The 13,751-nt window shown below is 42.8% G+C and carries 12 protein-coding genes and 3 pseudogenes; 9 read left to right on the forward strand and 6 right to left on the reverse strand.

What is annotated here, in order from left to right; translation table 11 throughout:
• Positions 1-210: 210 nt before the first annotated feature.
• Both BLT91_RS23795 and BLT91_RS23800 read right to left on the reverse strand, forming a co-directional pair.
• A complete protein-coding gene (locus tag BLT91_RS23795) occupies positions 211-420 on the reverse strand; it encodes a hypothetical protein (RefSeq protein WP_090825594.1) in 210 nt (69 codons plus the stop codon).
• Positions 421-468: 48 nt separating this feature from the next.
• Entirely contained in the window at positions 469-903 is a 435-nt protein-coding gene (locus BLT91_RS23800; protein ID WP_090825597.1) for a hypothetical protein, read from the reverse strand.
• A gap of 389 nt (positions 904-1,292) precedes the next feature.
• Here BLT91_RS23800 and BLT91_RS33120 point away from each other — a divergent pair, with 389 nt between their 5' ends.
• The 3 genes from BLT91_RS33120 to BLT91_RS23810 all read left to right on the forward strand — a co-directional run bounded on the left by BLT91_RS33120 (position 1,293) and on the right by BLT91_RS23810 (position 3,016).
• Positions 1,293-1,610 carry a GNAT family N-acetyltransferase gene (locus BLT91_RS33120; RefSeq protein ID WP_254777107.1) on the forward strand — a complete coding sequence of 106 codons (318 nt, stop codon included), beginning with the start codon at positions 1,293-1,295 and terminating at the stop codon, positions 1,608-1,610.
• A complete protein-coding gene (locus tag BLT91_RS33125) occupies positions 1,585-2,028 on the forward strand; it encodes a GNAT family N-acetyltransferase (RefSeq protein ID WP_254777108.1) in 444 nt (147 codons plus the stop codon). Before BLT91_RS33120 ends, BLT91_RS33125 begins: the two co-directional genes overlap by 26 nt.
• A gap of 142 nt (positions 2,029-2,170) precedes the next feature.
• The gene (locus BLT91_RS23810; protein WP_090825600.1) at positions 2,171-3,016 is read left to right on the forward strand and encodes an aminoglycoside phosphotransferase family protein; all 846 of its coding nucleotides are present in this window, start codon (positions 2,171-2,173) and stop codon (positions 3,014-3,016) included.
• A 389-nt stretch (positions 3,017-3,405) separates the two neighbouring features.
• Here the strand turns inward: BLT91_RS23810 and spoVB are convergent, their stop codons facing one another.
• Complete coding sequence (gene spoVB, locus BLT91_RS23815) at positions 3,406-4,956, reverse strand: stage V sporulation protein B (RefSeq protein WP_090825603.1); 1,551 nt, start codon at positions 4,954-4,956, stop codon at positions 3,406-3,408.
• Between the two features lie 611 nt (positions 4,957-5,567).
• Here spoVB and BLT91_RS33130 point away from each other — a divergent pair.
• The 3 pseudogenes from BLT91_RS33130 to BLT91_RS23830 all read left to right on the forward strand — a co-directional run.
• Positions 5,568-5,909 (forward strand): annotated as a pseudogene (locus tag BLT91_RS33130) (SDR family NAD(P)-dependent oxidoreductase).
• A gap of 59 nt (positions 5,910-5,968) precedes the next feature.
• Positions 5,969-6,208, forward strand: a pseudogene (locus BLT91_RS23825) (transposase domain-containing protein); the annotation flags it as partial.
• 73 nt (positions 6,209-6,281) lie between these two features.
• A pseudogene (locus BLT91_RS23830) lies at positions 6,282-6,836 on the forward strand (IS256 family transposase); the annotation flags it as partial.
• Between the two features lie 196 nt (positions 6,837-7,032).
• Here BLT91_RS23830 and BLT91_RS33135 read toward each other — a convergent pair.
• Complete coding sequence (locus BLT91_RS33135; RefSeq protein ID WP_254777109.1) at positions 7,033-8,547, reverse strand: glycoside hydrolase family 19 protein; 1,515 nt, start codon at positions 8,545-8,547, stop codon at positions 7,033-7,035.
• Between the two features lie 79 nt (positions 8,548-8,626).
• Here BLT91_RS33135 and BLT91_RS31925 point away from each other — a divergent pair, with 79 nt between their 5' ends.
• Both BLT91_RS31925 and BLT91_RS23840 read left to right on the forward strand, forming a co-directional pair.
• Complete coding sequence (locus BLT91_RS31925; protein ID WP_175532492.1) at positions 8,627-8,779, forward strand: hypothetical protein; 153 nt, start codon at positions 8,627-8,629, stop codon at positions 8,777-8,779.
• 924 nt (positions 8,780-9,703) lie between these two features.
• Positions 9,704-11,344, forward strand: a complete 1,641-nt coding sequence (locus BLT91_RS23840) for a cellulase family glycosylhydrolase (protein ID WP_254777110.1) — start codon at positions 9,704-9,706, stop codon at positions 11,342-11,344.
• A gap of 370 nt (positions 11,345-11,714) precedes the next feature.
• On the opposite strand, the gene BLT91_RS23845 is transcribed toward BLT91_RS23840, so the two are convergent.
• Entirely contained in the window at positions 11,715-12,113 is a 399-nt protein-coding gene (locus BLT91_RS23845) for a cupredoxin domain-containing protein (protein WP_090825612.1), read from the reverse strand.
• Between the two features lie 512 nt (positions 12,114-12,625).
• On the reverse strand, positions 12,626-12,910 hold the full coding sequence (locus tag BLT91_RS23855) for a hypothetical protein (protein ID WP_090825615.1): 285 nt from the start codon (positions 12,908-12,910) through the stop codon (positions 12,626-12,628).
• Between the two features lie 180 nt (positions 12,911-13,090).
• Here BLT91_RS23855 and BLT91_RS31935 point away from each other — a divergent pair, with 180 nt between their 5' ends.
• Positions 13,091-13,501, forward strand: a complete 411-nt coding sequence (locus BLT91_RS31935; RefSeq protein WP_090825617.1) for a hypothetical protein — start codon at positions 13,091-13,093, stop codon at positions 13,499-13,501.
• Positions 13,502-13,751 lie beyond the last annotated feature (250 nt).

A 13,751-nucleotide genomic window follows, 5' to 3' on the forward strand; every position in this document is an offset into this window, starting at 1 on the left:
ATGTGCTGGACTCATGTGGTTTACAAGACGATGTCAACGGGCAATATTGATAAATAATCAGGGATACCAGTTGTGGTACTGCCTCTTGAAGAAAAGATTTTCAGACGATGGTTCAGCGTGGGATTTAATAATGAAACTTAGACCATCTGTAAACATATATGTGAAAAATAAAAAAACGATTGGTATTATGCCTCATAACTTAAAATATTGCTATCCAGCATATTCATCATTATCACCAAGCCCATAAATTTCTTTTATATCATCTTGTTCTTCTATCCTTTTTGCTCCCCCTTCTTTTACTTCTGTTTTTTCGTGATTTCCTCTACCTATTTTCGACACTTCTTTGACTATGCCATCATTAATGGTAAGTATGTTAACAATGTCGATATTCACATCTTCCTTCTTTTCCAATCCAGACATAAGAAAAGACCTCCATGGATTTTTCCGAAATTAAGATTGCCAATAATTTTATCTTTTGGAGGGAGGCATCCTTCCGTCGTCCGGCTTCAGTTGTTGCTTGAGCATCGCGATTTCGTCACGTAGTCGGGCCAATTCTTCGGTCTGCTGCTTCCTCACTTTCTGTAAATCGATAATTACTAGCTCCTGAGCTACTATTGTCGCGGCGCGATCCCCGAGCGTTTCGTCGTGACGTTTGGAAAGCTCAATTCGTTCTGCCGCCTCCGTTTTTATCATGCCGACGAATAGTTCTATGCTCCGACGCGTGTGATACTCTAGCTCTTCGATTTGCTTCGCATATCCGCTGCCGTTACCAACCTTGAGTTGTTTCAGTTCGTACAGCGCCGCCAGATGCTTTATGAACGCATCCTGAGTCTCTAAGCCGCTTTCGGCCGCCAGTAGTTCAAGCTTTTCCTTCAGTTCCGGGCTAATATTATTCATCTTCATCGTTTCCGCTTCGTTAAAAATATGTATCTCCGTCCATTCAATAAGTTAACTTCCGCTTCCTTATAGTATGAATGGTAAACTAGGTTTACTTAGAGACCTAAATGCATCGATGTTATCATGTTTATTTTATGCGAAAAGTATACGTCAAGGCCAATTTTTCCCAAATGTTAGCTTGATATGAATGGAATGCGATAAACGAATGAAAGATAATAAATCACGATAATTTTTTCGGGAATTCTTCCGTTACCTTCCTAAAATAGAGGTGGCTTGTCTAATTGATCATGCTCACCGTGTACCAGCATGGCATATTTTTGGCTTGATGACATCATAGTCTACTGCAAAAAGAGTGTAAAACTCATGATCATTTACAGCTGAAGCTTAACTGGGAAATGCTTAAAAACCGCGAATCTGATCAGTTGGATTTTTTTTATTATGAAAATGACGAACTTATAGCCTTTTTAGGTTTATATGCTTTTGGTTCTACTGTTGAAGTATGCGGCATGGTGAAACCAAGTGAACGACGAAAGGGGCATTTCGATCGATTATTCCAACAAGGAATGGAAAGAGTCGAACAAAACGGATACAAGAAAATCTTGTTGAATGCATCAGCGGGATCAGAGGCGGTACATGCTTTTTTGAGTAAACAAGGTGCCGAGTATGCATTTTCTGAGTATCAAATGGATGGAGTGGCAAAAACAGCCTATTGAAGAAACGGACAGTATTATTCTGAGGCAAGCAACATTAGAAGATTACGAGATGCGTGTACGATTATCCGTTTCGGCGTTCGGTTTGGATGAAAAAGACGCCAGAGCGATGGAAAGCAAGGTCTTCGAGGATAACACTGAGATGCTCATGATTGACGTCAACGATGAAACAGTCGGGAAGATTCGGGTGAGCCGAGAAGAGGGGCAACCGTGGATTTATGGATTTTCCATTTTGCCAGAACACCAAGGCAAAAGAAGAGGCAGAAAAGTGCTGCGCCGAGTCATTCAAGAGCAAGGCTCGACCGGATACTCGATATACTTAGAAGTCGAAACGAAAAACGACCATGCTCTTGGGTTATATAAATCGGTTGGATTCAAAGTGGTACATGTACAAGACTACTATAGATATCAACGTGTATGATATCTAATCCATATCGTTGCAGATTAATGCTAACGGGAACTATAGCCCAATACTCACCTTTGATGAAGCTGCCGGCATGATCGGTAGCTTCATTACGATAACGAACCTAATATAATATTATCTTCCATAAGGAGGTTATTGTATGTTAAAGAAAATCATGAATGAAATTATACAGAATCGAATTTTCTCAGAGTCCATTTGCCATTGGAACGAATTAAATGGGGGTACCGATAGCACTGTTGGTGTAATCGGCACTTTAGATTTACCAAATATATTTATAGTCAAATCGAATAAACCGGAACGAATTGCTGCAGAGACTCGATTTTATCAAATCTATCATGAAATACCTTTGTTACCAAAAATTAAATATGTAGATCCAGAATATCGATATTTTATCTATGACTTTATTCCAGGGGAAACTAGTTATAATCGTAAAATGAAACAGGAACTCATGTCCGATCTGACAAAACTAATGAATCGGTACTATGTACGACCGGAACCATCTGATGATTATGAATGGGTAGAGGAACCAAAACGTGTTGCTCATGATATTAATTATTCCCAATCCATCATCGGATCTCATCTAAATGAAGAGGATCATAATCTGGTAAAGGATATTCATATGCGTCGAGTAGAACGGGTATCCCCAAACGGTCTTTATGTGCTACACGGAGACTTTGGCGTTCATAATTTTTTATTTCAAAACGGAAAGTTACATGGAATTATAGACCCAATTCCTAGATTAGGTCGTCTACTGTACGATGTTTTGTATGCATTCTGCTCGTCACCAGATGGCCTACACTACCCAATATTATTGAGCGTGGTTGAACAAATGGACATTGAACCGATTGATACACATGAATTAAAAGAAGATATGATTGTGGCATTGTACTTTCGTATAGCTACATGCCTATTGCATCATCCGAAAGATCTAAACCAGTATCAAAATGCTTGGAATGAGTGGAAACAGCTTATTAATAATCGTTAGTTTTGGCTTCGGAATTGTCTTACGTTAATGATTATGGGGGTGCTATTTTGAATAAAGTTGATACAGTCATTTTGACCTGGACCAAACATTGCTTGATAAAGATCAGTCACTAATTAACTTTGCAAATTACCAATTTGACGAGTTTTCCTTATTCAGATTTATTCCAGACAAGAAATCTGACGGATTTGTAATTCGAAAGGCGCGTGGGCTCAACACATCCAGTTACTGCCGATAAACACCATTCCGTGACCACTATGTTCAATTCAGAAGGGAAAATTATTCAGTGGTAATGAGCAAGGCAATGAATTAACATGGAAAAAGAACTTTACGCTTTAAGCCAGCAGTGAAAAAGCAGCCGATCATGGCTGCTTTTTCTATTTCAAGTAAACTTACCATGGAATCGAAAATCGGTGGCGCGTACTTTTCCACTTCAATGTACCCGTCAATACGAGTGCGGCGAAATAAAGTAACAAGGAACACACGATTGAAGTGATTACGCACCATAACTGCGGCATACCATGGCTGGCAAAATAGCTATAGGTCCAGTGTCCGCATATCACCATCAGCATCATGCAGATGCCAACCTTGACATAAGGACGAATACTCCAATAAAATCCGATCGAGCTTGAGATGGAAAAGAAGTTCAGCAGTGTTTGCATCACAATGCCAATACCTATGCCGTACGCAACGCCAATAATACCAAATTGGCTGCCGAACACGAAGATCGAGACACCCTTGAATACGGTGGCTATTACGTAATTCCACAGCGTAGCTTTCGCGCGGCCGAGCCCGAGCAGAATCGCATGAAGCGGAGCGTCGAAATAATGTAGGAAAAACATCGGCGCCAATATTTTCAGAAGCAATCCTGCTTCCGGCGCATTATAGACAAGTGTCGTTAATGGAGTTGCCCACTCGTACAGGATAACGGTCGCCGGCGCGCCGATTAGGAGTCCCAAGTTCATAGCCTGATTCATCCGCTCATGTATGAGCAGACTGTTCTTGTTCGCTGCTGCTTCGCCAATCGCAGGAATGAGAGCGGTGGACAAGGACTGCGTGATAAAGCTTGGCATGAACAGCATCGGAAACGCATAGCCGGCCAGCAGGCCGAATTGCTTCGTGGCTAACGCCGTGCCAATGCCGGCCAGCGCGAGGCTGGTTGTAATAAGAAGCGGTTGGAAGGTGCTGTATAACGAATGAATGACACCGTGCCCGGTCGTCGGCAGTCCGATCTGCAGCAGCTCGCCGAGTGTGCTTCTTCCTTGTTTCAGGTTGCTTGCCCAAGTCTCGCCCGGCATCTTCGATTCACCGTATAGCTTGTAGCTTGTCACCAGGAATAGGAGACTGATGGCTTCGCTGACAACAGAGGCGGCCATTGCTCCGGCAGCCGCATAAGCGACGCCGTAAGGCAGCAATAGGTTGACCAGCGCAAGTACACAGGCGATTTGAACCGTATGCTCCAGCACATCGGAAGCGGCAATGGTCTTCATCTGCTGCATGCCGCGGAAATATCCCTTTAATACGGCGGAGACAGCGACGATCGGTGCGATCGGCGTAATCGCCAGCATCGCGTAATAAGCGCGTTGGTCGCTTAGCAGAATGGATGCGATCCACTCAGATCCAAGTAACGATATGGTCGTGAGCGCTACGCTCAAGACGCTCGTAACAGCGAGCGAGACATGCAGGATGCGCCTCACTTTCATCCGTTCGCCGCGAGCGTGGGCCTCTGCGACCAACTTTGAAATTGCCACCGGCAATCCAAGCTCCGTAATCGTAATGACGAGCGGGACGAGCGGATGCGCCATCATCAAGATGCCGATTCCCTCTGCGCCCAGTACGCGAGCGATATACATGCCGCTGATAAAACCGAGAATACGGTTGATGAAAGCAGCGACAGACAAGACCAGCGTACCTCTCATGAACGATTGCCCGTGTTGTGACATGACTTGTGTCCTCCTGTTTATCGAATACTTAAATGTATTCAATAATTGGAAAAGCATGCGAACAAGCCGCTGTTGATGTCATTTTTAGACATGTGATGGCGCATAGCGGCTTGGCGGCTTTTTCTATTTAATCTCGGCGATAGTATTCTATTGTTTGTTCTTGGCTTGATTGTGTTGTTGGTTGAATATTTTAACAAGGATTAGTGGCAAGTCATAGTGGCCATTCCCGACAAGCCTCTCACACTCATCGTAGGCATTGCGGAACATTACGGTGGACAAAACAAAAAGAAAATAATAAAAGTATCTTTAGTATGTTCGCCGAGACTAATATACATTATTTTCCACTAGCACTGTTGAAGGAAGGAGGCATTCCGATCGGCATATTGCGAATTGGTAAAAAGAGATTTCTTAGAAGATGTAGATATTGGATTTGCTGCCACTTTTTCATTACAGGCATTTAATCAATTTAACGGAATAAATTTAGATATGAAATTGAATCAGTGAGGTGACAACCATGACTTATTTCATTTATCCATATATAGGTTGGAAGCAGCAATGCACCAACGTCCCGATTGTCTTTCCGCTTTAGCATCAAGATAGGCACCCAGGATATGAATACCTTAAGAGCACTCGCCCGCTTTCAGAAAATCCTACTTATAAAGGCAGCGGGAAGTAAGTTGAATAATAAGGTGGCAATTATTACAGGGGGAGACAGCGGAATTGGTCGGGCTGTCGCCATAGCTTTTGCAAAGGAAGGTGCCTATCTTGTCATTGCTTATCTTGATGGACACCAGGATGCGGCCGAAACGTAACAAATTATTAATAATCTTGGACGTCAATGCTTGCCAGTTCCTGTAGATTTAAGACGGGAGGAGAACTGCCATGCTATTGTAGAAACAACGATAAAATCATACGGACGATTGGATATTCTAGTCATTAATCACGGTGTATAGTTTCATCAAAAGAGTATCATGGGTATTACTAAAAAGCAGCTGATGAATACTTTTTTAACCAATCGTTTGTAATCGGTCGCAAAAACTGGTTATTTGCGAATACCCCGCGCGGAGCTCAGTCTAGCGCGTCGATTTACAGTGTCATCGAGACGGCAAAGGAAAACGGGCTGCATCCCTTCGAATACCTCAAGTACCTGTTCGAGCAATTGCCGCAGCTTTCGGATCTCCAAGCCCCGAAGGCGCTGGAGCCATTTATGCCATGGTCATCTTCTTTGCCTGATTCTTGTTGGACCTCTTAATCTTCATCCATCATATACTGGCTCCTATCTGAATGCTAGGTGGGGTCTATTTGACGTTCACGTTTGAGCCGCTGTGGTCAAGAAGCATCAGTTGAATGTAAACGGGCATTGAAGACCAAATTATTGCCCTATACGCCAAGGGAGTTAGCACCAGAGACATTCAAGATCACTTGGAAAACATGTACGGTATTGAAGTCTCACCAACCCTTATTTCCAATGTATCAAACAAGATTATCCCACTCATCAAGGAGTGGCAGAACCGCCCCCTGCAAGGCGTTTATGCCGTTGTGTTTCGATCCACTTCAAAGTGAAGCAAGACGGAGCTATTGTGAACAAAGCAGCCTACATGGTGATTGGGATTGATCTGGACGGAAGCAAGGATGTACTGGGCATGTTGGTCGGTGAAAACGAGTCCGCCAAGTTTTGGTTAAGCGTCCTAAACGACCTGAAGAATCGTGGCGTACAGGACATCCTCATTACCTGTGTAGACAATCTAACCGGCTTCACACGAGCCATCTCGGCCTGTTATCCAAAGACAGAAATCCAAAAATGCATTATCCACCAAATACGCAATTCTACCCCGCTAGTCTCTTACAAAGATTTGAAGAAGGTAACGGCGGATCTGAAGCCTGCTGAAAATTTTTCTCCCCTCGGGGAGAAGTCTTTTAAAAGAGTTTACACAAAAGATTTGACAGACCTGGCATAAGCCTTCGGTTGATACGGTGAACACTGGATAAATCAAAAGAGTTCCTTTTGCCAATAGTAAGGCTGCCTCTCCAGTAGAAAAATTCTACTTTGAGACAGCCTCATTGTTTTCGGGCAGTCTAGCAGCCGAGATTGACGCCCGGACTGACGCCAAGAATCGAACAAATCGTCTGGTAGAGGTTAATACGACTTTGTACCTGTCCTGGATTTCCTCCGTTGCACTCTAATGCACCATTGATCGTTCGGATCGTTTCGCCGAATCCTACTGAGTTCACCATCGCATTGTGAGCCGTCATCGTTCCGGAGCCTGTTTGCGTGTTCCAGAACCAAAGCGCTGTTTTCCAAGCTACGGAGGAGTCTTGAGCGACAAGGTCTGGATTCGACAGAAGCGGAAGTCCTAAGGCAGCGCCAGCCGCTCCGTAATTGTAATTCCAGCTCAATTGTAGCGGGCCGCGACCGTAATACTGCTTTCCAGGCGCACAAGGATACTGGCTGCTTGATGCACAATAATATGGATAGTTCGCCGTATTTTGCTCAACGATGTAGTACAGTCCTCCAGTCTCATGTGAAACGTTAGCCAGAAAAGCCGCCGCTTCTTGTTTTTGGACGGTCGTGCTGCCTGTTGTCGTAAAGCCCGGGTATGCACTTAAAGCTGCAACTAGTCCTGAGTAGGTATAAAACGGGTTGCGGTTCGGGAAGATCTGGTTAAACTGCGCCTCGGATACGATAAATCCGCTAGACGACGGCGGGGTTGTAGACGTGGAAATCGTAAACTCTTCCCACCCGGAAGCGGTACCTCTATTGGCATATAGAACAGCGCCTTGATTCAAATCGGCGGATACGTATTGATTGTTGGCCAGCGCTTGAAGAGCCACTTTGCCATTGCCGTGGTCGATCATTCTGAACTTTTCCCAGCCTTGTATCGTTGTCGCTCTTGCGATCAGCTTGGATCCTTGGTTCAAATCTGCTGTTACATAATTATTATTGGCGATAGATAAAAACGATACCGTACCATCTGAATTGTTAATCACTTTGAATTTTTCCCAATCTCCAGCTTGAGACCGGTTTGCAACTAATGGGCTGGCCCCTGCATTTTCCGCGGTTACGAAGCTATTATTCGCATTCGCTATAATGGTGGAGATAGACGTGGCAAAATTCAACCAATTCACGTTAAATCCTCCGGATGATGCGTAAAGTCTTAACGTCTGGGTGCCTGCCCCTAAGTTTACATAGGCACTAACGGTTGTCCACGCCTGCCATCCGCCTGTATTCGGTACATTGACAGTCGTCAGGACGTTCCCCACGCTGTCGCGCAATTGGACCTGTCCCGTCGAATTAATGCTTGCTACTCTGAATTCAACGGAATAAGTGTCCGTACTGGGCACATTGACGCTGTAGTCCATCCAATCACCGGTATCGATCCAGCCTACGTCAAGGCCGCCGCCCGTGTCGGTCGTCGGTTCTGTCTGGACGCCGAACATCGCGCTGTAGTTCTCAGCTTCGATTTTTCCGGGAATTGTCGTTGCTGCCCATGTCTTAGAAGGAAGTAATAAAAACTGTGTGAATAGTAAGGCTGCTATTAGAAAACAAATGATGAATGGATTCTTTTTTGCTTCACGTATATATGCCAGCATAAGAAACCTCCTGTTTTGTAATTGTAACCTGTGAGAATAAGTGGTTAGTGCCCAGAGGGTTTCCGGGAAGCAACCGTTCATGGATCAGGCTGATACTGCCGTGATGTCGTGGAATTTGGCGCCAGGTGTATTCGGAGCCTCAATCGCGCTATTCAATTTGACACTGGGGTTCGTGTTGAAGAAGAGAAGTAAAACAAAAACCAAAAGAAAAGGATTATTGGTTTCCTTCTAAGTCTTGGCGATCATAAAAAACTTCCAGTTACTTGATAGGAACATAAATTACTGAATCATTAAGCCGTGATACCAAGCTTGTTCGCATCACCCCTTTTCAGGACATTTGAAATCGATTTCAACAATAATTGCAACCGGATTTCTTTTTTAAGATGATGACGGTTTAAATTCTTTAATTTAATGAATTCGATTTCATTAAGATATATATATTTACTTGTATATTATGACAGTTTTGAATACCCCTTTTGAAAATAATTATTGCGCTGGATTAACATAGACGTAAACCACATGGAGGGTTAAGGCAAAGACATTGTGGTTAACAGTCTAATATGTGATAACTTTGGAGTGGAGCTGCTTTAGCGTGGCTTCTTTTTTGTTCAGGGAGCATAGTTAAATAATAAGAACTTAAGCCATCTTTTTTTCAGTTCGACAAGCTAATTCGACATGAAACTATTCTATTACTTGGTAAAATAGGGAAAGGAAGGAGGGATTACAATGTCAAGTACCTAGGAAACTATAAGTCTTAATATGATTCATTTCATTGAACAAATGAGCAAAAATTGCTCTCGCATGGCATTAGAACAGACTGATCGGGTTACCCGAAATATTTCGGACATTCCGCGTCCTTTATTCAAGTACGGTCGCCGTCCCGGTTCGAGTTGTTCAACGCGTGGCTTGCGGGGTCAAGGTGTTTATTGGAAGTTAGGGTTGGCAATTTCAACAGTATCATAGCAAAGAACATCCATACTATTGAGCCTTTGCGAAATGTGAATTACGGAGCATTCATATATCTCCGAACTGTTTAATATTCATAAATGTAATCGATTTCATCGAAAGGAGGCTGTTGAAATTTTGATATCGATTTTATTTTAATTTCGTTTTAGATTCTGTAGTTTTCCCCAATTCTTTAAGGAGGAGATCATTGATGAAAAGAAAGATGTTATTTGTACTGCTTTCGTTTGTCATTTTAACGGGACTCCTATTTTCGGTGTCACCGCAGAATGTGGCTAATGCGGCATTCGGTTCATCCGATTTTCTGAAAACGAACGGAAAAGTGATTAAGAACAATTCTGGAACCGGAGCGATCGTTAATCTTCGCGGCCCGAACCTTGGCGGATGGTTGTTGCAGGAAGCTTGGATGTCGCCTATGAACACGCCCGATCAGTTTACGCTGACGCAAACCTTGTGGAATCGTTTCGGAACCGATCTTAATCATAGCCTGCAAGGCGGATATCATGATGTCTGGATTCAAGCGAGCGATCTGGATAATATTAAGAATATGGGATTGAATGTGGTGCGCGTGCCCATGTATTGGGAAGATTTCATGAATCCGGACGGCAGCATGAAACCCGATTCCATATCCTTTAGATCACTCGATTGGCTGGTAACCGAGAGCGCGCTAAGAAACATTTACGTCATTTTGGATTTTCACGGCATCCAAGGAGGGGATTGTCCATGGCAATCCTGCGGGATTTCGAATTCGAATCAACTATGGGTTAATACAACCTACCAGGATAGAACGGTACAAATCTGGGAGCGCATTGCAACCCATTATAACGGCAATCCGACGATTGCAGCATACGATTTGATGAACGAACCTTTGCTTACTTCAGGGGCGGCGGAAAATGCGTCGCAGGTCCAACAAAAATATAATTACTATAACCGGCTGTACAATGCCGTTCGCGCCAAAGATCCCGATCATATCGTTATCGTGGCGGCATTTTTTGATTGGGAACAATCCTTGCCACCGTCTACATACGGCTGGACGAACGTCGTCTATGAGACGCACCATTATAACTTTACCAATTTTAACGATTGGAATTTGACCAATTCCATGATCGATAATTGGCTTTCCAAAATGGCTCAATATCAAACCTCTTATAACGTCCCGGTTTACGCCGGCGAATTCGCCTTCGGGCAGCTCGATCTGATTGATAAATGGCTGGCGGGATTAAATGGATTAAACGCTTCCTGGTCGAACTGGTCGTATAAAGTGACGGGGGGAGGGAACTGGGGTTACTACAATAACAATACAAATCTGGTACCGGATATTTACAATGACAGCACCGCAACGATTACATCCAAATGGAGCAAATTCGCCACGAGCTTTTTTCAAGCCAATACAGGATTTATCAATGTAGTCATGAAGTATTCAGGCCAAGCGCCTACAGCCACGTCCAGCATCAAAGCATTGGCTAATAATCAATTCGTAACCGCCGAGAACGCGGGGGCCAGTCCGTTGGTCGCAAACCGAACGACTGTAGGGGATTGGGAGAAGTTCACCGTTATTAACAATTCGGACGGAACAGTATCGTTTTTGTCCAAGGCCAACAATAATTATGTGACGGCCGATCTGAACCAGAGCACTAAACTTATCGCAAGGGCAACAACCATTCAAGCCTGGGAAAAGTTCCGCATCATCGATCGAGGCAGCGGCAAAGTGGCTCTTCAAGCGGTGGCCAATAATAAATACGTCTCCGCCGATTTGAACCTAGGCGCCGTTCTTTATGCGAACAGGGATGTTGTGTCCGGTTGGGAAGAGTTTATCATTGCATTCGCGCCTTAAAATTGTGCATGTATAAATTACATGCCTATTACGTTCTACCAATTAAAATATTGGTGTAAAATTGGTGAAAATCCTCTCCTAGACCAACTCGGCGGATTGGTTTACAACAGAATTAGATTTTGGTTGGAGGATGCTAAACTAAAAAATATTCAGTAATCACCTCTAAAGATACTGAATGGGTCGAGAATTTATTGGCTGCTTCCGAAGACATATTCGATGATTTGTATGTAAGCGTCAAATGGCCCCCACCTTGCGAAAGGAGAGGGCCTATATCATGCTTGTTTCTAAAATATTCTGCAAGTGAGTGATAATGTTTTCGACCAAGGTAATAGCTTGTCCAACTCTTGTTAATGCCTTTATAATAATTCTTTTATTCGATAGTCAATGTCATTTTCATACCTTTGTCCGCATGTCCCGGTTTGTCGCAAATGATTTGATAAGATCCTGCCTTTTGTGGAGCTGTCCAATCTGCTTCAGTTGTTTTTCCGGGGTCTGCATCTATATCAATTTTGAGCTCTTCACTATTGATATCATGCGCATATTTACCCGAATTTGTTAATACAAAATGGATCTTCTCACCTTGTTTCACCTTAATTTCATTTTGTGAAAAACTGAATTCATTCATATCAATCTTGACTGTTGTTGTGTCTGTTGAGGCAGTTGTTGTTGACGAAACTGGTTGATCATTACTTGTTTTACTTGAACAAGCAGATAAAACTCCAAGAATTAATACAACCATCAAAACTAAAGGAACTGATTTTTTTAACATTTACAGCACTACCTTTCCAAATTGCTTTTTTTACATCTCTTTTTAATAAACGACAAATTGTTCGACAGTTCGAAGCTGTACTGAGTACGGACCTAACTCTGGATGCCAATGAAATCATTCGCATTTACGGCATGCGCGTGGGGATTGAAACTTTCTTTAAATTCACCAAATCGCATTTGAAGTTGGGCACAGAGTTTCAAGGCCGCTGATATGCTAATCAGCCATACCACCATTGTGTTTTCACGTTATTTGGTTCTTGAAGGGGAGCGTCGCCAACAAAATGATGAGCACTCATTAGGTGGTTTGTTTTTCCTGTTCTCTGACGAAATTAGAGATCTCGATCTCAAAACCGCTTTGAATCAACTAATTACCTTTTTCCTAGAAGTCAAGTCCAGCAATGGATTTCAGGTTTGCCCAACTATAATTGCAATAATTCATTAAATAATTCATCCAAATTTTTGTGAGGGGCTAAATGCTTTTTACAATCAAGTTTAATCCATATCTTTTGAAAACTATTCCTTTTCTTTTCGAAGTAGACGCCCAAAGTATGCCCCAAGTAATGCGCCTATCAAGAGTAACAGGATGTTCACTTCGACATAGGCTTCAGTACCTTCAAAATTAACTTGTACTCCAAAGGATATCTTCAAAAAATATACCCCGATGCCCATAACTGCTTCAGATAAGATTAAGCCTAGCGCGATCCCCCAGACTCGTGCACTACGAAATGCAAGGGTTGATAGGATTGCAAAGATAAGTGAAAGACTCCAATTAAAAATTGTTAATGCATTAGACATCATAAAATAGTTCTCCTCTCAAAATTAGATGGCGTATCCTAGTTAACGAAGATTTATGAAATCTGGTTTGATGGATTTAATTGTAAACGTCAATATCCCCAGGCCTATCATTGTACTGGGGCTGTTATAGTTAAGTGGCATTTTAGCTTCACCACTGGTTATTTTGGTGATGGCATTGCAGACTTGCCCAAAATTGTTGCCATGTACCTCGATAATGGGGAAGAAGAACTGTCAAAGCAGTTCATCACTGTTTATTTCAATCTATCTAAAGCAAAAGAAGCCTTCCTAGAGCATTTGCTTTTAGCCTGGTCTATTGGCTTGGTGATGATGCTTGGTGGTGGTTTCTTTGGTTATAGAACTTTAAAAGATGTTATTGAACATGGAAGAAGGTACGAAGAAGAAAAAGCAGATAAAGAAACTTTACGGTTTTGGTATCTGGACTGGATTTTTATATTATTGGATGCGATATTGGGGACGCTTGCACGACCTGCTGTAGTAACATCTTTGATTTTTTTTCTGATTGGGACAGTTACTTTCGTGCTATATACCATAAGGATTATTGCCAAATTATTTGGCTTTGACCTGGTTTTTTAGCACTTACACAGTCCAACTCTATATATGTAAGCTAACTGATGATTAAACTACCCTGAAAATCTCACATAGCAGAGCAATAAAAATGGCAATACGAAACTAGGCGCAGCTATGACGTTTTTTTCAAAAGGCTGCGTCTCATGTTTTAATATGAGCGAGCATTATGAGGCGTTGGGAGCTGAGATTGTTACGGTAAAGCCAAGACTCTCTAGCCTACGAACGGATTGTTTGACAATGACATCTTGCTGTCGTT

Source organism: Paenibacillus sp. yr247 (assembly GCF_900103825.1).
Taxonomy (GTDB): Bacteria; Bacillota; Bacilli; order Paenibacillales; family NBRC-103111; genus Paenibacillus_E.